The sequence below is a fragment of the Haloferula helveola genome (assembly GCF_037076345.1).
GTDB classification, from domain to species: Bacteria; Verrucomicrobiota; Verrucomicrobiia; order Verrucomicrobiales; family Akkermansiaceae; genus Haloferula; species Haloferula helveola.
The window spans coordinates 4,891,356-4,910,515 of record NZ_AP024702.1 but is presented as its reverse complement, the minus strand read 5'-3'; the positions used below and the strand labels follow the sequence as shown (position 1 = coordinate 4,910,515).

Below are 19,160 nucleotides of genomic sequence, written 5' to 3'. Positions count from 1 at the left end.
GGGTTCACTTGGACTTGCTATCGGAGTCGAAAGGGTTTCTACCGCCCTCTTTTGCTCCTGTTTGCTGTTTGAGATCGTTCAGAAGCTTCCGCATCTCCGCCGCTCTTTCCGGATAGGTTTCAGAAAGGTCCTTCGCTTCTCCGGGATCCGCTGCGAGATCGTACAGCTCCAACTGGCCGCTTCCGTGGTTTTGGAAGAGCTTCCACCTGCCGTCGATCACGGCCGATGCGTTGCGGTCGCCCGTCGACTGGGGACGACCGCGGGGCGAATGGAAGAACATCGGCCCACGCTCCATTGACTCGCCCTTGAGCAAAGGAAGATAGCTGACGGAGTCCACGGCCTCGCCGGGGTCTGCCTTGAGGCCGACTGCCTCAAGGACGGTGGCGTAGTGATCGGTTCCCAGCGTTGCGGCCTTCGTGGTCCCGGGTTTCACGACACCGGGCCACTTGACAATCATCGGCACCCGCAGCCCTCCATCGTACAACCAGCCTTTGCCATGACGATACGGCAGGTTTGTCGTCGCCAGCGGGCGCCCGCTCGATCCGCCACGCGTTGAAAGTCCGCCATGATCGGACGTCATCAGCACGAGGGTGTTCCCAGAGAGCTCCAGTTCCTCCAGCGTGTCCAGCACCCGACCCACACTGTCGTCCATGCTCTTCACCATCGCCGCATAGACCGGATTGTTCTGCACCGTCTTGTCCGTCGCTCCATCCGAATCCTTAAAATCCGGATCCTTCCACTTGCCGCCCTCAGGGTCTCCGTTCAACCGCTTCCGCGCCTGATCCACCATCCCCTCGGGCGCTTGGAACGGCGTGTGCACGGCGTAGTGGGCAAGCACGAGCAGGAACGGCCTCTCACGATTCTCTTTCAGGAAATCGACCGCCTCATCCGTCAGGCGATCGTTCAGATACTCCCCTTCCTTCCCGTCGACCACCGGAAACACCTCGTTCTCCTTATGCTTCCCGTCGGGAGTCAGGTGAAACGGATAGAAGTAGCTGTTCGGGCCCCCCGCAGCACCGGCGATCCGGCTGTCGGAGAAGCCCTGCGTGTCCGGACCTCCGCCCTCCTTGCCGAGGTGCCACTTGCCGATGTAGCCGGTGACATATCCGGCATCACGCATCACCTCGGCAAAGGTCACCCGCTCGGGAGCGAGCGTGTGTTTCCGTCCTTCGAATCCCGGAACCCCATCGCGAGCCGGCAGGCGCCCGCTGAAGATCCCATACCTCGACGGCACACATCGGGGATGGGCGCAGTAGGCGTTCTCGAACACCAAGCCTTCCTTTCCGAGGCGGTCGATGTTGGGAGTGTCGTGAAAGGTGCTTCCGTGCACCCCGATATCCTGCCGACCGAGATCGTCGATCAACAGAAGAACGACATTCGGCCGCGCGAGCAGCGGAGCGGCCAGAAGCAGAAGTGACAGGATTACTTTCATTCGCCGCGCAAGATGAAGCCGAGGTCGTCGAGATAGATCCGACCTTCCACCGGCTGGTTGGACTTCAGGTGAAAACGAATGCCGTATAGCTCGCCCATCGCCTCCAGTAATCGAGGATCGTCCAGAACGATCGAGAGCTTCTCCCAACTGCCCGCGAGTTTCCTGAGCGGCACGCGTCCAACCGGCATCCAGTGGTCGAGATTACTCTGGAGCACGATCTGGACGAACGCGTTGGGATCATCGCTGTGGAGATCAGGCGACCCGCCAAGCAGCCCGATCACGCCGCCGATGCGCTCGCGTTCCAGACCCTCGGGCAGCGACTTGATGGCAAGCAGGGTGTTCTTCTCTGCCACGTCCTCCGCCGCTTCTAGGGTCATCATCGCGACCGTCTGGTTCGGCCGGGCCTGGCTGTCGGCAGCGAGTTGATAGCTTGTTTCCAAACCGGACATCGACGCATCTCCGGCGAACTCCCAAACCACCTGATCCCGCTGCTTCACCTCGGTCCAACGGATCGTTGCCTCTGCCTGAAGACCGTCAGCGGTCGCCTTGATCCGTGATTCACCCGGACCTTCAGGAGTCACCTCAAACACCCCAACCGAACTCGCGGTGTCGACTTTCTTCAAACTGGCGCCGCCCACACCTTCTAGGTCCAAGCTTACTTCCGAAAGCGTACCGCCCCACGCGCCGTCGTCTCCACGAACGAGCACAAATCCTTCCACAGGTAGATCCGCAGGCGCCTCGGCCGGAACGAGAATCTCAAGCGACGGCTTTCCGGCAAACTCCCCTTCCAGCTCCTCGCTCTCATCACTCACGACAAGCGCGCAGAAGCCCGGCACCTCAAAGCCGGACGCATCGACCGCTATCTCACGCGCGGCATGACTCCACTCCGGCCGCTGCTTCAGTGGATTCCAGAAGTACTCACGTTGCGAAAATCGCCAGGCCTTCACACTGCCCGTCAGTTCCGCCCCGTCCAAAGCGACCCCATCGATCCTCACCGGCCGCCGGGTCTTGTTGATCAGCATGACCCGCGGCTTGCCATCGCGCAGGGTCGCGAATCCCGCCACGCCTTCGGGCAAGCCCGAGATTTCCAAAAGCTCGGATCCCATGTGCTCCCGCCAGAGCATCATCGCGTGGAAAACCGCGCGAGCACCCTCGCCGTTCACGCCGAACAACCCGTGCCCTCCCGCTCCGACATCGGAGAAGTAGTCCCACTGGTTCGCGAAATCGACACCGCTCTCGGCCATCGCCCCGATGAAAAGGCAGGTCCAAAGCCCACTGGAGAGATCGACGGTCGGGCGCGTCTCCATCACCTGCTTGTGCCACTCGGTGACTCCAATCTCGATTTCGTCTTCCCGGCCCGGCTGATACTTGGCGATCCACTCCCGGATTCGCTCCACAGCCTTCGCCACATCATCGGCCTTGGCGAAGCGCTCACCCTCGGATTTGCCTCCGCCGAGCACCGGGTAGGTATGGAAAGTCACGAAGTCGAGCAGCTCGCCCGACTCACGGATCAGCGTTTCGACAAAGGGCAGCTGGTCATTCGAAGCCGTTGGCCCTCCGACCTTGATGCCCGGGTCGACCGCCTTCATTGCCTTGGCGAAGGCCGCAAAGCGCCGTGCATACTCGTCTGCATCCACGACCTTTCCGTCAGGACCGACATGGCCGAGTTCCCACTCGCCATCGAGTTCGTTGCCCACTTCCCAGTAGTCGACGCGGTAGCCCTCCTTCTTCGCCCACTTCACCCACTCGGCCGCCATCTCCGGGGTGCCGGTGCCGGCGTTGACCGTCACGATCGCCGCCGCTCCGCGGTCACGGACGTACTCGTGCAGCGCCCGGACATCGAGGTGCCCGTGAAAGTCCGACAGCGAACCGTCGGCACTCCCCAGCCGGAGTCCCGGAGCATACTCGGAATAATCGATCTGCCACTGCGGGCCTTGCCGCTTCGACGCATCGAAGTCCTCACCCTTCCGGACCCCGTTTCCGTTCCAGTAGACCTCATCGGACCACGATCCGCCCGGGAGTCGCAGCAACGATGGCTTCCAGCGCTCGACGGCGTTCCGCACATCCGCGGCTTCGAGATCGCGCTTCTGATACCAGAGCGCGACGTTGCCACCGAGGAGGCGGCCGAGATCCACCGGTCGCTCCTTTTCAGGAGTCCGGATCTCGATCCCGGCGGCAACCCACAACGGCAGTCCCGCCGTCAAAATCGCCAGCATCCTCGTGGTCCTCATTCCCTCCGATTTGACACCCTTTTACTCGGTGGCTTCGAGCGAAACCTTGCGCAGCGAAACATCACCCTTCAGGTCCCCGAGCAGGAACTTGAGCGTGGGCGCATCCGTGCCGTCCGTCTCCTTGGGGGTGATCCGGAGTTTCTTGCTGGTCCAATCCGCAGTGATCGGCACCCGATTGAAGTAGGCAAATTTTCCCGGGCCCGTCGTCACCACAACCACCACTTCCTTGCCTTTCTCGAGGTCGCCTTTGATATCGAAGCTCAGCGAGTAGGTCCTCCCCGCCTCGACCGCCACTTCCTGAATCAGTTGCCGGTTGCCGGGTTTGCCGCTCGCGTCGGCGGCCTTGATGGTCAGCACACCGTCGGCGACCGCCCGATCCGTCGCTGGGGTGTCCTTGATGGAGAACAATTTCCAAGGTGCCAACGGTTTCTCGAACTCGCCGTTCTTGATGAGAGGCTCTGCCGAGCCAAGGCCAACACAGGCGCCGATCAGCACACTGTAGCAAAAGATTTTCCTGGTCATGGGTTCAGTCGTGTTTGGATTGGATGAGTGAGGGTTCAGGGGAGTTCGGAAACCTTGAGTTCACCGACCGATACCGAATCGGTCGCCCCCCAGTCGGTGGTGTTGGTGTTGGCGGTCATCCGCACTTCGTCGAAATTCAGGCCCGTGGCCGACATGGCGATGCCGGTCGAGCTCTGCTCCGGGCCGGCCCCGAGCTGCCAGTAGACGTCAAAGGTATCGGCATCGAGGTCCGCCACCACCCGCACCCGCAAATCGGCGATCGTGGTGGCGTTGAAATCTTCCAGATCGGTATTCGAGGTCCCGACCCGGTGCTGGAGTCGCAGCTCGCTGTTCTGGCGCTGGAGACGCACCAGGAAGAGGTCGGTGCCGCCAGCATCCCGGAAACCGAATCCGACATTCGCACCGGTTGCATCACCTCCTTCGATGGTTGCCGAAGGATAAGTCCACTCCATTTCGAAGACTCCGGTGGTTTGCCCCGGAACCGTCAGCGTCGCGTTGCGGAAGACATTATCGGAGGCGTCCGCTCCGACGCCGAACACCAGATTCCCGGCACCATCGGTCTGCACCTGGTCCTTGTTCCCCGAGAACGAGGCGCTACCTGCGGAATTCGCAAGCCCCGTGAACTGGGTGCCCGCGACGTCCTCGAACTCCCAGTGTTCCAGCACCGTGGCCGAAGGAGGAACAGTCTCGTTGGTCACCGAGATCTGGACTTTGGCAAATGCCGAGGCTCCTGCGGTATCGCTGACCTCAACCGTGAACCAGCCCGCCCCGAGATCTCCAACTGCCGGCGTTCCGGTCAACGCGCCATCGCTTCCGATCGACAGCCACGCCGGACCGTCGAGCTTGGTGAAGGTCAGGGTGTCGCCGGGATCCGAGACATCACCCGCGAGGCTCCCCGTGTAGGCGGCATCGGGAGTCGCATCCGCCTTGAGCACAGGGTCGGAAAGAAAGACCGGCGGCACATTGTCGTCGAAGGTGATCCGGAAGAAGCGCCGGGCGGCGGTCGCCGCAAGCTCGGCCGGCGAGGCGGGCACATCATTCGCATCGTCCGTCCACGGATCCACCAGATCATCATCACCGAGGACTCGATAGCTCACCCCACCGCTGTCGGGCCACGCGAGCTCGACCATCCCCGATCCAACCAAATCAATCGAAACGTCGGGGAGGAAAGCTCCATCACCGGTGGTCGACGGCGCCGCGAGGTTCAACCGCTCGGCGCCGTTGGTCGTCGTCTCGGCCCGCATCGACCGCGAGAGCTGGTAGACGATCGCCGCATAGGCGTCATCCGCCGCGAGGTTGCGCGTCTCAAGGGGATCATCGACGTAGTCGTAGAGATCGACGCCATCGACATTCCCGGACCCGTCCACCCACTCGATGTAGCGGAACCGCTCGGTCCGGTAGGCGTAACCGTAGCGGCCGCCGTTGTTGAAGTGGGTGATAGCGCCGTGATGCACGGCTTCCCGGGAACCGTCGAGCACCGGCACCAGACTCCGCCCGCGCAGCGGTCGGCCGGTCGTTACGGTGTTGCTGCTCGGTTGCTCGGGGATCGGAAGCCCGGTCATCTCGCAAAGCGTCGGGTAGATATCGATCGTGTTGACCGGCGTGGCCGTCGAGTTGGTTCCGGGCGCCTTGGGATCCCGCGGATCATAGATAATCAACGGGCAACGGGTCGCCTCCTCCATCGCCGAGTGTTTGCCCCACCGGCCGTGATCGCCGAGGTGGAAACCGTGATCACCCCAGAGCACGATGATCGTCGTCTCATCCAGATTCTTGCCGGCCTGCACCGGGTCAGCGGTCACCGCCAGCTTGTCGATGAGTTCCCCGACCAGCGCATCCACCATCGATACGCAGGCATAGTAGCCGTGGACCAGCTCGCGCTGCTGCGCCTCGCTCGGCGGCCAGCTCGTATCATACGGCGTGTAGCCTTGCAGCTCGCTGTGAAAGTCGAGCGTCGCCCCCGTGAAGGTGCTTTCGCCGGCCGGATGGGCGCTGAAAGGAGCCAGCGGCATTGAGCTTCGGTCGTAGAGATCCCAGAACTGACGAGGCGCGTAGAACCCCAGGTGCGGCTTCTTGAATCCGACCGCGAGGAAGAACGGCTTGCTGCCGGAGGAAAGCGTATCGATCAACGCCAAACCCTCCTCCTTGATATGATGATCGCCGTAGTTCGCGAAGGGCTCGGTATCGGAATCATCGACCGCCGGCTTGCCCGACGGACTGTAACCGGACGCAGCCTTCACATAGGCGATCGACCACGAGAGCGGGTCGTCGATGTTCGCCCCGTCGGGAAACTGGTCATTGGCGTCGAGCGCGCTCCCGGTGTCGCCCACGGTTCGCGGGTCATGGAATTTCCCGGTGCAGGCGGTCTCGTAGCCCTCGTTCTTGAAGTGCTGCGGCAGCGTGATCACGTCCGGCAGAAAGTCCGGATGGCGGATCGCCTTGAAGCCCATGACCCCTGTCTCCTCCGGCATCAGACTGGTCGTAAGCGCCGCCCTCGAGGGCCCGCACACCGTCCAGTTGCAGTGGTGGTTCAGAAAGGTCATGCCCTGCGAAGCGAGCCCGTCGATTTCGGGCGTCAGCGCCACCGGATCACCGTAGCAACCGAGCGTCGGCACGAGATCGTCGACGGCAATGAAAAGCACGTTCGGCTGCTCCGCCCGGGACACGGGAAGCGCGAATACGGAGGCCAACACGGCCGGCAGGATAAGTCTCATGGGTTTGAAACGGGTTTTCAGGGTTTGAAGCCAGGTTGGGCGGGTCTGACGCTGTGGAACAAAAGCCGATTCCCCCTCCAAAACAAGCGCACTTCGCAATCAAAAACCGATGATTTCCACTGCAAATGCGCCCTCTTGACTTGCCGCCAATCCAAACTTCCGCACAAGCTGTCCGCCATGACAGCGAAGAAGAGGCCGCGGGCGAAGCTTCCCCAGTTCGACGATGGACCATCCCCCGACCAACCGAGCATCCTCGTCGCCTTCGATTGGTTCGACCACCGCATCTACAAGGGCATCGCACGTTTCGCGGTCCAGGCGGGCTGGCACCTCTCCCCTTACCTCTTCTCGGATCGCAATGTCCCCTTCAATTGGCCGGGCGACGGCGCGATCACCTGCTACGGTCCGACCCTTGCCCCCTTCATCGACTCGCTGACGATGCCGAAGGTCGATGTCAGTGTGGCCAAGATGCCGCATACGGTCCCGCGGGTCCTCAACGACAACCTGCTGATCGGCCGGCTCGCCGCGGAGCACTTTCTCAAGCGCGGCTTCCACCACTTCGCCTTCTTCCGCTGGCCCGCGGTCGAGGTGAACCCGATCCGTGAGGCATCCTACCGCGCGGCGCTTCTGGAGTCTGGCGTCGACAAGGATCACTTTCACATCATCCGGCAGCCGGGACCGAAGGTGCTCCGCGACTGGGCCGCCCACGAAAAGGCGATCCTCGAACAACTGGAAAAGCTCCCCCGCCCGCTGGCGGTGTTCACCGGACAGGACAACCTCGGCGCGACCCTGATCGAGGTCTGCGTTCGAAATGGCATCCATGTTCCCGAAGAGATCTCCGTACTCGGCGTCGATAACATCGAGTTTCTTTGCGACTGTCTCGCGGTGCCGATGTCGAGTGTCGACACCCGACTCGACGAGCTCGGCTATCAAGCCGCGAAGCAACTGCAGCGCCGCATGGACGGAGAGATCGCTGACGATGCCCCGCCGCTTCTGATCGCGCCCGGGCGCGTGGTCAACCGCCGCAGCACCGAGGTTCTCGCCGTACCGCATGCGGGGGTGGCCAAGGCCCTTCGGCTGATGCGTGCCGCCTTCAGCACCCCGATGACCCTCGAGGATGTCTGCGAGCACGTCGGGATGTCGAAGCGAGGCCTCGAGAAGGCCTTCCGCACCCACCTGCAGCGTTCGCCCGCGGCCGAACTCCGACGGATCCGGATCGACCACGCCAAAAGGATGCTCACCGAGACCGACATCAAGATCGAGGCGATCGCACGCGAGTGCGGCTACTGCAACAGCTCGAACCTGAGCCTTGCTTTCAAGCGCGACACCAAACTCTCACCACGAGCCTACCGCCGGAAGTTCCGCACGGAGGAACACCCTGCCTAGACCGGGACCGACGCGGCCTCCTGTTCATCGAGCTCCTTTTCGATCTCCCGCATCTGACCGTCGGTCAGGCGGTAGAAGAACATCGCGACTCCCTGGCCGACGATCAGCACCGCGGGAATCAGCGAGAACAGGAGCAGGATCCCGTGCTTGGAGGTATCGGTCTGCTCCATGTTCGCTTTGAATCCGCACCACGTGAGCAGCATGCCGGCAAACCATCCGCCGATCGCCATGCCGAACTTCTGGGAGAACACGGCAGCCGATACGACAAGTCCCGTAATTCGACGGTTGTGCTTCCAGCGGATGAAAGCTGCGACATCGGTATACATCGTCCAGACCAGCGCGACCGGAGGACCGGCGGCGAAAGAACCGAGCAGGTTGATGATGTAGATCCAACGCGGGTTCTCCGGGAAGAACACGACACTTGTCATCTCAAGCCCGAAGATCGAGTAGGCCCCCGTCTCGACTCCCGGCATCGTGATCCGCAGACCCGGATCGATCCAGTACGGCAACGCCATCCCGATGCCACCGATGATGGTCAGCCAGATGATCAGCTTCCGCTTTTCGAAGAACTTGATCAGCAACCCCGTGCACATCACGCCCAGGATCATCGCCATCCACCCGCCCGATCCGAAGCTGGCCACCTCGACGTCGCTCGTTCCCGGAACGACATACTTGAAGTAAAAGATGTTCGATCCGTTCTTGATCGCAACGGCGGTCAGGTTGATCAGCCCGGCGAAGACCAGGATCAGCCAGGGCCGGGTGGTCACCAGCGTCTTGATGTCCTCCCCCAGCTGTTTTCGGTCAGATGTCGTCGCTTCAGGCGCCACGCGCTCTTTCGTGGTCGCGAAGGTGAGCAGGAACAGGATCGTCGCCATCGCCGCGAAAAGCAGCATCGTATTGCGGAACCCGATCACGTCGTCGCCACCGCCCAGCGACTCCTTCAGCGGCGGCAGGAACTGGACGATGACCCAGCCACCGAGGAACGCGAAAATGAATCGGATCGAGGACACCCTCGCCCGCTCCGCCGAGGACGGACTGATCACCGCCATCAGACCGGAGTAGGGAATGTTCACCGCCGTGTAGAGCATCGACACCAGCGTGTAGGTCAGTGCGGCGTAAGCGATCTTCCAACCCGGCGAGAGGTCGGGCGAATAGAACATGAAGTAGCCGGCGACTCCGAACGGAATGGCGAACCAGAGAATGAACGGCCGGAAGCTACCCCACCTCGTACGGGTCCGGTCGGCAATGACTCCCATCACCGGGTCGTTGACCGCGTCCCACACCCGCGACAGCAGGAAGATCCAACTCACTGCCGCCGCCGAGATCCCGAAGACGTCGGTGTAGTAGAAGAGCAGGAACATGTTGAACATCTGGAAGTAGAGGTTCGAGGCCAAATCCCCGAGGCCGTACCCGATGCGCTCGACCCAACCGAGTCGTCCGTTCTGTTCCTTGCTCATTCTAAATTCGCTTATCCATCCGTTCATCGCCGGATCATCCGGATCGCTTGAGGAGAAAAACCTCCTCTCGATTTTCTGTCAGTCTCCAAACCATGCGGCCGGAGGCTCGTTCGAACCTCCGGCCATCCCCCAAAGTCCCTCAACGGGACCGAACCGGCAGAAGCTCACCGGTCGCTTTCCGTGCGACCGATACCCGAGGCGGCCGACATGCTGCCGGACCTGAAAGTTGCAGTGTGGGTTTCATGGGTTGGATGTCGCGCGAGATGGATTCACACCACGGACACGACCTGACCAACTAGCGTTCCAGCCAAACGGGTTCAATCTTCGCTCACGGTGAACTTTCGGCCCATTTGGACTGAAATCACGCACTCGCCCGGGAGGACGGTGAAGCTACGAAGCCCGAGTCGGCCTCTGTCGCAACGGCTAGGAAAATGGTGCGCGATAGTGGGTTCGAACCACTGACCCCATCGGTGTGAACGATGTGCTCTACCACTGAGCTAATCGCGCTTGAGCGGTTGCGGGGCCGAGGGATTAGGGAAATCCGGAGACCGATGCAAGCCTGATGGTCGACCGAATTCCGCTCAGAATTCGACCGTCTCGCCGAGAACCCCGCAGTCCACCGAGCCGTCGTGGAACTCGCGCAAGGCATCGCGGAGCGCTTCCGAATGATCCGACTCACCGTGGATCAGCCAGACCTTCGACTTCGGACCGCTCATCGCTTGGAAATATTCCAGCAACTCCGAGTGGTCGGCGTGACCGGAAAACGAGTCGATCGCCTCCACCGAAGCGCGGACCTTGTAGCGTTTGCCAAAGATGCTGACCTCCTTCTTTCCATCGCGGATGAACCTCCCGAGCGTGTTCTCGGCGCAGTAACCGACAAAGAAGACGGTGTTCTTCGAGTCACCGATCCCGTTCTTCAGGTGATGGCGGATCCGTCCTGCCTCACACATGCCGGAAGCAGCAATGATGATGCATGGCTGGTCGGACTGGTTCAGCTTCTTCGACTCGCTGACCGCGCGCACCAGGCGCAGGCCGTCAAAGACGAACGGATCCTTCTCGTCCTCGAACATGAATCCGTAGACATCCTCGTTGAAGCACTCGGGGTGGAGACGGAAGATTTCGGTCGCTCCGACGGCGAGCGGACTGTCGACGTAAACCGGCATGTGGGGCAGATGCTTCTCGTGGAACAGCCGGTTGAGGACGTAGAGCACCTGCTGCGTGCGCTCGACCGCGAACGCCGGGATCATGACCTTGCCGCCTCTCTCGAAGGCACGCTGCAGGATCCCGAGAAAGTGCTCGTCAGCACCCTCCGGCATCTCGTGCTCGCGACCTCCGTAGGTCGACTCCATGAGGAGAAAATCGATATCCGGCACGTTCACCGGGTCATTCAGGATGCCGTTGCCGCCCCGGCCGACATCACCCGAAAACAGAAAGCGCTTCTTCTTTCCACCGTCGTCCTGGTCGGTGATCTCGAGCAGCACCTGGGCCGCTCCGAGAATGTGACCGGCGTCGAAGAAGGTCAGCGTGACGCCATCGGCGATCGGGAGCGGACGCTCATAGCCAACGGTGATGAACTGCCGGAGGCAACGCTCGGCATCCTCTTTCGAGTAGAGCGGTTCGACCGGCGGTTCGCCATCCTTGGCCCGTCGCTTGTTCAGCCACTCGACATCCTGCTCCTGGATGTGGGCGCTGTCGGCGAGCATGATCGTGCAGAGGTCACGCGTCGCGAAAGTGGCGTAGATGTTTCCGGTGAAACCCTTCCGGCTGAGATTGGGAAGATTGCCGCTGTGGTCGATGTGCGCGTGGGACAGGACCACGATGTCGATATCGGCCGGATCGAAGTGCGGAAAGCAGCAGTTGACCTCATACGACTCATGCCGCCGGCCTTGATACAAACCGCAATCGAGGAGGATCCGCTTGCCGTTGACTTCGAGGAGATGCTGCGAGCCGGTGGTGGTACCGGCGGCACCACAGAATTTGAGTTTCATACCGCCTAACATCGACCAGCCTCTCCCCTTGGAAAAGGAGAATCTGGAAGGCCTGCCGACGGATCCGGATCAATCCTCGTCGCCGAGCGAATCGATCCGCTCGCGACGCGCGAGACGTCGGCCCCAGAGGCGTTCCTTGCCGCGAAGCTTCTTCAATCCTCCCGACTTCATGCGGGTGATCTTGCGCACGGTCGCCGCGTGGGGCGGCACGCTCGCCTTGCGGTCGCGGGCCTTGCGTCCGCCCTTCTTCTTCGCGGCGGGCGGCTTTTCGGCCGCCGGCTTCGCCTTCTTCTTTTTGGCTTTCTTGGAGGGCTGCCCCTCGCCGCCCGCACGCTTCTTCGGAAGCACGAGAGTGCTGTCGGAGAACAGGAGAACGTGACCTTGGGTGAGCAACCAGAAGAGATCCACCAACCACTCCTTCGGCGGCTCCTCGACGCCCTCCGGCAGCACGGCTTTCCAAAGCTGTTCGAGCTTCGAGTCGGGATTGGCGTCAAGCCAGCGCACGATCGCCGCCGGACGCTCCGAGAGCTCGTCGAAGTTGACGAGCGGATGGGGACGGGCCGGCCCGCAGAAGAGTTTGCCCTGCTTCTTGAAGATCGCGAGATGGTCGGACTCGAGCATCCGGCAGATCGTCGGAATGATCATCGCGGGATGACGCCGCGCGTGACTCCCCGCGATGCGGATCGCGGCAAGAACCCCTTCGGACACGGCCCTCGCCGAAACGTCACCCGGAAGCTCGGTCTGATGCACTTCTTCGAAGGCTTCGGAGAAACCGCGCGTGATGAAGTCCCTTTCGATCTCGGCACGGTCGAATGTCCATGCGTCGTCATCACCGCCGACCGGACGCCAACGGACCCGCTTCTTCATCGTTTCAAGCCACTCGTTCACCGCCTCCTCACCGCGCTCGGTGCGAACCTTCGCGGCGTAGCGGTCGAACGGCATGTTCGAGAAACGCTCGCGATGCAGGCGTCGCAGGTTCGCCTGATAGCTGTGGAAGTTCGGCGGCCCGAGCCACTCACCGGAGATCCCGCAACGCGCCACGACCTGGAAGTTGCCGCTCGGCGGTTCGGTTTCGATCTCCTCGCTTTCGTAAAAGTCGGCGAAGCCGTCGGACTGGAAGAAGTAAGCGGCCGCCTCCTCTTTCGTCAGGAACAGGCAGTCGTCCTTCTTGCCGTGGAAAAGCGCGGGACGCTTCGGATCGACCTTCACCTCGAGGCGGTAGCGTTCGCGTGACCCGAGAAACAACTGTGCGAGATCGAATAGCGAATAGACCCGGGCGCGGTGGTGGATCTCCTTCACGATGAGATGCACCGATTCGATGTTGGGAATGACAGTGACCCTCACTCCGTCTGCCGGCGCGGGAAGATCGCGTGGTCCTCCTTCGCGACCGCGTTGCCCCTGCGGGCCACGTCCGCCCTTGCCTCCACGAAAGCCTCCTCCTTCGCGACGCCCGCCGCCCTCACCACGACCTCCGCCTTCACGACGACCGCGTCCACCGTCGCGACCACCGCGTCCGCCGTCCCGTCCACCACGCCCGCCGCGTCCACGGCGGTCGCCGGGATCCTCACCCCGGTGGTCGTCGTACTTCTTCGACGGCGCGTCACTCCGGGCCCATGCCGGACCAAGATCCAGGGCGGACAGCAAATCCTCGGGTTTGTCAGAACCTTCGCTCACGCCCGCGATGCTACCTTTCTCGGCGACGATGACAAACCTGTGATTGCATCTTTACCGACAGCAATCCGGCAGGCCTTCCTCAACCCAATCGAGCGTCCGCGCCGCCGCTCCCTGATGGGCCTGCAGGCAGCCCCTCGCCTTGTCGGGAGCGACATTTCCAACCAATGCCCTGCGGATGCCCTCGGACAGATCTCCGGTTTCGGGCACCCGGATGACGCCTCCGGAATCGGACATTTGGGTGGCCAGAGGCTCGAAATTCTCCATGTGCGGGCCGAAAACGACGGGCACTCCCGCAAGAACCGCCTCCGCCGGACTTTGACCGCCGACCCCGAGAAAACTCTTTCCGATCACCACGGCGTCGGCATGAGCGGTCCAGTCCCGGAGTTCCCCGGTCGAATCGACCACCAGCACGACATCCTCGTTCACCTCCGGCGGAGCGAAAGCGGAACGGAGCACCACCTTGAAGCCCGCCTTCTCAAGCGCCTGGGTCACCTCCCACCTCCGCTCCGCGTGACGCGGCACGATGAGTGGAAACGCCCCGGCCTCCCGCACGGCCGCAGCAACCAACTCCTCCTCACCGGCGTGGGTGCTCGCGGCCAACACCACCTCCCGCCCGCCGGAACAGACACGGATCATCTCGGCGAATTCGGGTCGCTGTTGGGGAAGCGCTGCTCCGGTGGAGTCGAACTTCAGACTGCCTGTGCAGCGGACCTTTTCGGAAGGAACCCCGAGAACCTCCCAAAGCGCCGCGTCAGCTTCCTCCTGAAGGGCCACCCGATCCAGCCGTGAGAATACCGGTCGCACCAACGACGCGAACTTGCGGAACCGCCGGCGCGAGCGTGGCGACATCCGTGCGTTGACCAAACTCACCGGAATTCCGGAAGCCTCGCAGCGGAGCATCAGGTTCGGCCACATTTCACCCTCCACAAGCATCACCGCCGCAGGCTCGAAGCGGGAAAGATAGCGATCCACACAGATCCGAAAATCGATCGGCTGGTAAACGACCCGAACCCCTTCGGGCGCACCTTCGACACCGACCGCGTGACCGGTAGCGGTCGCAACCGCCAGCACGATCTGACGTTCGGGATCCCGCTCGCGCCACGCGCGGATCAACTTCAAAGCCAGCAGTGTCTCGCCAACGCTGACCGCATGGACATGGACCGCGCCGGCATGCTCGAATTCGGCGTCACCGCGGTAGAGCCCAAGCCGTTCCGACAAGCCGGTGCCGAACCCACCGCGCCGCCCCATCTTCCACAGCCATCCGGGAAATGCCGCCAGCACGTAGGCCGGCAGCAGCAGACGGTAGAGGAGGATCGGCCACGACATCGCGGCGCAGGCTAGGAATCCCCTTCGCGAGCGTAAAGCAGGATGGCACACCCGCCGTAGCACCTGTGCTCGAGAAGCTCGAATCCGTCCGGCACCCGCGCATCCGCCTCGGCCGGCTGCTCGACCACGAGAATTCCGCCCGGCACGACCCGTTCCGGCAAGGTCCCGGCAGCGAACATCTCGCCGAGGTGATCGCGATCGATGAGGGATTTCGCATACGGAGGATCCGCGAAGACCAGATCATAGATCCCCCGCTCCCGTCGCAGCCATCGATGAACGTCAGCGCGAACCACCGATCCGCCTGCGAGCCGACAGGCCGCCAGATTTTCTCCAAGCACCCGCTCCGCCGCGCGGCTTTCGTCGACAAATACACAGCTCGCCGCCCCCCGGCTGAGCGCCTCGAGACCCAAGGCTCCGGACCCCGCGAACAGGTCGAGACATCGCGCTTCTTCGACGCGCGGCCCGAGGATCGAGAACAAAGCCTGACGCACGAAGTCCGTCGACGGCCGGGTCTCCCCCTTCGGCACCCGGATGGCCCTGCGCCCTGCCGTTCCCGCAATGATCCTCACGCCCTTCCCTTGCCACCCGGGAGGCAGCGCCGCAAGCATCGCGTCGGCAACTACCTGGCTTCCAGAATCTCGGCCAACGGCACAACCGACCCGCCGTCCCCCAATTCAAGCTCCACCCCCTCGGGCGTCCACCATGCCGAAAGGTCCGTGAAACAGCGATCGCCAGCGCCGAGCGATCCGAACCGCACCGCGTACTCGCCGTGGCCGATCCGGCTCGCCACCAGATCCTTGGCGGAGCATGGAATCACCACGCGCGTCACTGCCGCGGCACCGCCTTGGTTCGCCCAACCATTTCCCAGCAGCGACACCTGGTCCCCGATCAGACGCAGATCCGGACATTGGAGCGTCCCTTGCCTCAACAGGAAGCTGCCATCCACCCGATCAAATCGAACCGCCACAGAGGACGAAGCGACCTCAACATCCGCACCCACCACACGAGCCAATCCGGACCAGCTTGAGGGAGAAGTTCCCCATCCTCCCGCTTGAATCAAACCTTCGAATGAACCGGTGGTGGCCTTCAACCGGTCGGCGTCGGACCACTTCTTTGTGTCCGGACATCGAACCGAGAACCCGGCCAGAAAAGGCAATCCTTGGATTAGTTTAACCGACAGACTTCCAGTTATTTGCAAACTTTCTTCCGATTGATTCAAATAATACAGCCGGAGACCTAGAGCCTCACCCTCGACCCCAAGCTTAACATCCGTTTGAAACAATTCTCCTTGGCCAATCGCGACGGTAGCCGATCCGAAGCCCTCCCCGGAACCCCCGACAGGAAGAACAAGGTCGATGTCCCGAAAACTGACCAAGGACTCGCCGCGCCTCCCACCACTGACATCTGCTCGACCGTTGCTGATCTTCACCCAAATCGGATCACGCTCCGGCGTCGGAGGGGCGGATTCGACCACCGGTTCCGGACCGACTTCGGACACACCCGGAGAGGGCTCGCTCCCTTCGACCGCCGCCGGAGGGGCCGACGCGGCAGGTCCGGGCGGTCCGGGCGGGCCGGGCGGGCCGGGCGAGCCGGGCGGCACAGCTGGTGTCGGCGAAGGGATGCGTTGGACGACAGCTGGCGGTGAAACCGGAGGTGCAGCTTCCGATCCCATTAGCAGGATCAGCAGGTCGACGCTGAGATGAAACTCCGGGCGATCGATATCCACTCCTCGGATCCCCAAGTCCCCGGTGGCCAAGGCCGCGTAGTGAGGCCAGATGCGGATCGACCCGACTTCGAGGACCGGATCCGTGGATCGCAGGCCGGGCGGCGAGGCGACCTCCAAACCTACGATTTGAAATCCGTTCCACGGAGTCCACGAGAGCGCATCGATCGAGACGTCCGTGCCCAACCGCTTCTCAAGCCGCTTGCACGCCTCCTCCTTCACCCAAGGGGTGGCGAGAAGGATCTGGATGAGCAGGAAAAGCGCGACCGGCAGCAGCAGGATAACCACTCCGAGCGCCTTCAGGCGTCGTCGGCGCTGCCGACGCCGGTTCATCTCACCGCTTCGGTGCGGGAACTTTCAGGATACCCGCCTCACCCAATGGGAAGCGGATCACGAGACTCTTGTCGAAAAGCCTCGTACCCTCGGAGGAGACCTCCTGCATGCGATAGACGAGCAGACCGAATTTCCCGTCACCGGTCTTGCCGATGGCGAAATTCTCCTTGGTCTTCCCAAGCGGTGTTTCCTCTTCGAACTTCCACTCATGTCCGCTCCACTCGCCGAGGATACTGTTCTTGTCGGCATTGACGTCCTCAAGTCGCTTCAGCGTGCCGTTCGGTGAAACAAAAGCGTCGGCTTCCGGGTCATACTTGAGAGTCGAAATCGGGCTGGAGCCGTCGCTATTCGGCATGACGACCGTAATCGCCCACTTCTTGTCGCTCCCTTCCTTCAGCTGGAGAATCACGGCATCTACAGCCTTGAACTCCCGTTTGCCCCAGAGTTCCAGATACTCGTCATACTGCTCCTTGGTCAGACCGAGCTTCGGATCAAAGGGCAGCGGCACGCCCGGAGGCGCCTTCTTCTGATGCTCCTCGAACCAGTCCGGATCCTTCCGGGCGGCTTCCTCGACCATCGCGACATACTTGTCGAGTTCGGCGGGAGGCACGACCACGGTGGTCGCTCCCTTCACGAACTCATTGGCAGGCAAATAGCTCAGTGCCTTCGGGACTTCCGCAGCGTGCAGGACAATTGAACCGATCAGTGCGGGGACGAGGATGGCGGGGAACTTCATGAACAAGGCGGAGGCTGTGGCCGGAACCGAGGAAAAACAAGCGGCAATCGGGCGCAGCTCAGCGTCGGTCGAGAAAGTCCGATATCTCGACAGCCAACGCTTCCGGCTGCTCTTCAGGGGCGCTATGGCCGCTGGATTCGAGCACCCGAAGCTCCACACGACCCTTCGATTCCGCCAGCGAGGTCTTCAGGGCCTGCAGGGGAATAATGGCGTCGTGTCTGCCCGCGATCACCCGAACGGGCATGTCGATCTCCGCGATCTCGACCCGGTCGCGACTCAAGTCATCCAAGGATGCCCCGAACCCACGATAGGCGTCGTGAAGCCCTTCGATCCGCAACTGCTGTCGGTAGGTCTCAAGGACGTCGTCGGTGAGAACCTCCTTCCGATGATAGGCCGGCTCGAGAAGCGCCCTGAACCGCCGCTTGTCATCGAGAATGAGCCGCAGCCCGGGGTAGACGGCCTCACGCAGCACTCGGGAGCGAATGAAGCTGTCAGGGGCGACTTCCATCCGCAGCGCCGGGCTCACCAGCACCAACCGGCGCACGCGCTCCGGGGAATCTCTCGCGATTCTCATCGAGAGATAGCCGCTGTATGAGTGCCCGACCCAGTCCGCCTCGCGGATCCCCAGCTCGTCCAGCACGCCACACACCATTGCCGCCTGCCCTGCCAGAGAGTACGCGTCGGAAGCTTCCGGCCGCTCGGTGAGCCCGAAGCCGTTCAAGTCGATCGCAACAACCTTGCGCGTCTTGCCGAGAATTGGTCCGAGCTCGCGGAAGGTGAAGGTGGACGTTCCCAAGCCGTGCAGCAGCACCAGAGGCTGGCCTCGGTTTCCCCATCGCCGGATATGGACATGCTGGTCTCCGACTTCAATGAAGCGCTCCGGAGGAACTCCGGCAATGGCCTCCCCGTATGACTGGAGTCCGCCACAGGACGGAAGAGAAATCAGCACCGCCGCAACGAGCGCGGACATTGCCAACCACCTGCTCCCCTTTCCAATCACGCCTCACACGGACGCGGGATTCGCCTGGCACGCAAGGGAAATGAAAGGCCGCTCAACGCTTGAGTCCGCATGCGGGGAGCTTTTTCACACTGGAATGCCACATCGGCTTGAAGCTTCGACCAAGGCGGGTCGTTCCGGACAATTCGAGCTTCAGCCCGCCTCGGCTGAAATCTTCCGCACCATCCGACCGCACCACCATGTCCGACCTGCCGATGAATCGGATCGGCCGACCCGCACCGGCCGCTTCGCGAATCTTCCTCGTAAACTCGGCTCCGGAAAGCTCGCTCCGCAGTTCCACGACGTAGCTCCGTCGGACGACCTCGTTCCCATCGGTGACCGGGAATACGATCTGGCCAACCTGCAGTTCACCGAGGGTCTCCCGCTTGCCGGAGGCATCGCCGCACTCGACCCGGAACGCCGGTCGGTTGAGCGTGACCTCCTTCACCCCGGAACTCTCCAGAGTCAGCACCATTCGTGACTTCCCGTCGGGACCGAAGTGCAACGCATCGATCGAAGCGAGCCGGATCCGCTTTTCGATTCCGTAAGGCTTGGCCAGCACACTGACGACAGGATCGTGAATCTTCACTTCCGCCGATGCGGGAAGCGCCACGAACCCAAGCATGAATGCCAATTCCCTCATATTC

General features: G+C 62.3%; 14 protein-coding genes and 1 tRNA gene. 1 reads left to right on the top strand and 14 read right to left on the bottom strand.

The features are described 5' to 3' along the window. Positions 1 to 4: 4 nt before the first annotated feature. The 4 genes from HAHE_RS18620 to HAHE_RS18605 are packed head-to-tail and all read right to left on the bottom strand — an operon-like array spanning position 5 to position 6,896. Positions 5 to 1,432: a sulfatase gene (locus tag HAHE_RS18620; protein WP_338686587.1), complete on the bottom strand. Its 1,428-nt coding sequence runs from the start codon at positions 1,430 to 1,432 to the stop codon at positions 5 to 7. Beyond that, on the bottom strand, positions 1,429 to 3,663 hold the full coding sequence (locus tag HAHE_RS18615) for a glycoside hydrolase family 44 protein (RefSeq protein ID WP_338686585.1): 2,235 nt from the start codon (positions 3,661 to 3,663) through the stop codon (positions 1,429 to 1,431). The genes HAHE_RS18620 and HAHE_RS18615 overlap by 4 nt, the downstream gene beginning before the upstream one ends. Positions 3,664 to 3,684: 21 nt before the next feature. Beyond that, positions 3,685 to 4,185, bottom strand: coding sequence for a carbohydrate binding domain-containing protein (locus HAHE_RS18610; protein WP_338686583.1), 501 nt, complete (start codon positions 4,183 to 4,185; stop codon positions 3,685 to 3,687). A 35-nt stretch (positions 4,186 to 4,220) separates the two neighbouring features. Continuing rightward, the gene (locus HAHE_RS18605) at positions 4,221 to 6,896 is read right to left on the bottom strand and encodes a sulfatase-like hydrolase/transferase (RefSeq protein ID WP_338686581.1); all 2,676 of its coding nucleotides are present in this window, start codon (positions 6,894 to 6,896) and stop codon (positions 4,221 to 4,223) included. A gap of 177 nt (positions 6,897 to 7,073) precedes the next feature. Here HAHE_RS18605 and HAHE_RS18600 point away from each other — a divergent pair, with 177 nt between their 5' ends. Next, positions 7,074 to 8,279, top strand: coding sequence for a substrate-binding domain-containing protein (locus tag HAHE_RS18600; RefSeq protein ID WP_338686579.1), 1,206 nt, complete (start codon positions 7,074 to 7,076; stop codon positions 8,277 to 8,279). On the opposite strand, the gene HAHE_RS18595 is transcribed toward HAHE_RS18600, so the two are convergent. The 10 genes from HAHE_RS18595 to HAHE_RS18550 all read right to left on the bottom strand — a co-directional run bounded on the left by HAHE_RS18595 (position 8,276) and on the right by HAHE_RS18550 (position 19,138). Then, the gene (locus HAHE_RS18595; RefSeq protein WP_338686577.1) at positions 8,276 to 9,736 is read right to left on the bottom strand and encodes an MFS transporter; all 1,461 of its coding nucleotides are present in this window, start codon (positions 9,734 to 9,736) and stop codon (positions 8,276 to 8,278) included. The two genes, HAHE_RS18600 and HAHE_RS18595, sit on opposite strands and share 4 nt — an antisense overlap. Positions 9,737 to 10,168: 432 nt before the next feature. Next, positions 10,169 to 10,243, bottom strand: a tRNA-Val gene (locus tag HAHE_RS18590). A gap of 74 nt (positions 10,244 to 10,317) precedes the next feature. Then, complete coding sequence (locus tag HAHE_RS18585) at positions 10,318 to 11,724, bottom strand: MBL fold metallo-hydrolase (RefSeq protein ID WP_338686575.1); 1,407 nt, start codon at positions 11,722 to 11,724, stop codon at positions 10,318 to 10,320. A gap of 69 nt (positions 11,725 to 11,793) precedes the next feature. Then, positions 11,794 to 13,398, bottom strand: a complete 1,605-nt coding sequence (locus HAHE_RS18580) for a hypothetical protein (protein ID WP_338686573.1) — start codon at positions 13,396 to 13,398, stop codon at positions 11,794 to 11,796. 51 nt (positions 13,399 to 13,449) lie between these two features. Further along, positions 13,450 to 14,724: a 3-deoxy-D-manno-octulosonic acid transferase gene (locus tag HAHE_RS18575; RefSeq protein ID WP_338686571.1), complete on the bottom strand. Its 1,275-nt coding sequence runs from the start codon at positions 14,722 to 14,724 to the stop codon at positions 13,450 to 13,452. 11 nt (positions 14,725 to 14,735) lie between these two features. After that, a complete protein-coding gene (rsmD, locus tag HAHE_RS18570; protein WP_338686569.1) occupies positions 14,736 to 15,332 on the bottom strand; it encodes a 16S rRNA (guanine(966)-N(2))-methyltransferase RsmD in 597 nt (198 codons plus the stop codon). A gap of 11 nt (positions 15,333 to 15,343) precedes the next feature. Beyond that, positions 15,344 to 16,153 carry a hypothetical protein gene (locus HAHE_RS18565; protein ID WP_338686567.1) on the bottom strand — a complete coding sequence of 270 codons (810 nt, stop codon included), beginning with the start codon at positions 16,151 to 16,153 and terminating at the stop codon, positions 15,344 to 15,346. Positions 16,154 to 16,781: 628 nt separating this feature from the next. After that, positions 16,782 to 17,516 (bottom strand): hypothetical protein, encoded by a 735-nt coding sequence (locus HAHE_RS18560; protein WP_338686565.1) that lies wholly within the window; start codon positions 17,514 to 17,516, stop codon positions 16,782 to 16,784. A gap of 58 nt (positions 17,517 to 17,574) precedes the next feature. Beyond that, entirely contained in the window at positions 17,575 to 18,486 is a 912-nt protein-coding gene (locus HAHE_RS18555; RefSeq protein WP_338686563.1) for an alpha/beta fold hydrolase, read from the bottom strand. Positions 18,487 to 18,568: 82 nt separating this feature from the next. Then, a complete protein-coding gene (locus tag HAHE_RS18550; RefSeq protein ID WP_338686561.1) occupies positions 18,569 to 19,138 on the bottom strand; it encodes a hypothetical protein in 570 nt (189 codons plus the stop codon). Positions 19,139 to 19,160 lie beyond the last annotated feature (22 nt).

Excerpts from the sequence above, each read along its gene's own strand:
- HAHE_RS18610 (WP_338686583.1), bottom strand. The coding sequence starts at position 4,185 with ATGACCAGGAAAATCTTTTGCTACAGTGTGCTGATCGGCGCCTGTGTT.
- HAHE_RS18555 (WP_338686563.1), bottom strand. The coding sequence starts at position 18,486 with ATGTCCGCGCTCGTTGCGGCGGTGCTGATTTCTCTTCCGTCCTGTGGC.
- HAHE_RS18620 (WP_338686587.1), bottom strand. The coding sequence starts at position 1,432 with ATGAAAGTAATCCTGTCACTTCTGCTTCTGGCCGCTCCGCTGCTCGCG.
- HAHE_RS18605 (WP_338686581.1), bottom strand. The coding sequence starts at position 6,896 with ATGAGACTTATCCTGCCGGCCGTGTTGGCCTCCGTATTCGCGCTTCCC.
- HAHE_RS18585 (WP_338686575.1), bottom strand. The coding sequence starts at position 11,724 with ATGAAACTCAAATTCTGTGGTGCCGCCGGTACCACCACCGGCTCGCAG.
- HAHE_RS18560 (WP_338686565.1), bottom strand. The coding sequence starts at position 17,516 with ATGAAGTTCCCCGCCATCCTCGTCCCCGCACTGATCGGTTCAATTGTC.
- HAHE_RS18575 (WP_338686571.1), bottom strand. The coding sequence starts at position 14,724 with ATGTCGTGGCCGATCCTCCTCTACCGTCTGCTGCTGCCGGCCTACGTG.
- HAHE_RS18550 (WP_338686561.1), bottom strand. The coding sequence starts at position 19,138 with ATGCTTGGGTTCGTGGCGCTTCCCGCATCGGCGGAAGTGAAGATTCAC.
- HAHE_RS18595 (WP_338686577.1), bottom strand. The coding sequence starts at position 9,736 with ATGAGCAAGGAACAGAACGGACGACTCGGTTGGGTCGAGCGCATCGGG.
- HAHE_RS18615 (WP_338686585.1), bottom strand. The coding sequence starts at position 3,663 with ATGAGGACCACGAGGATGCTGGCGATTTTGACGGCGGGACTGCCGTTG.
- rsmD (WP_338686569.1), bottom strand. The coding sequence starts at position 15,332 with ATGCTTGCGGCGCTGCCTCCCGGGTGGCAAGGGAAGGGCGTGAGGATC.
- HAHE_RS18600 (WP_338686579.1), top strand. The coding sequence starts at position 7,074 with ATGACAGCGAAGAAGAGGCCGCGGGCGAAGCTTCCCCAGTTCGACGAT.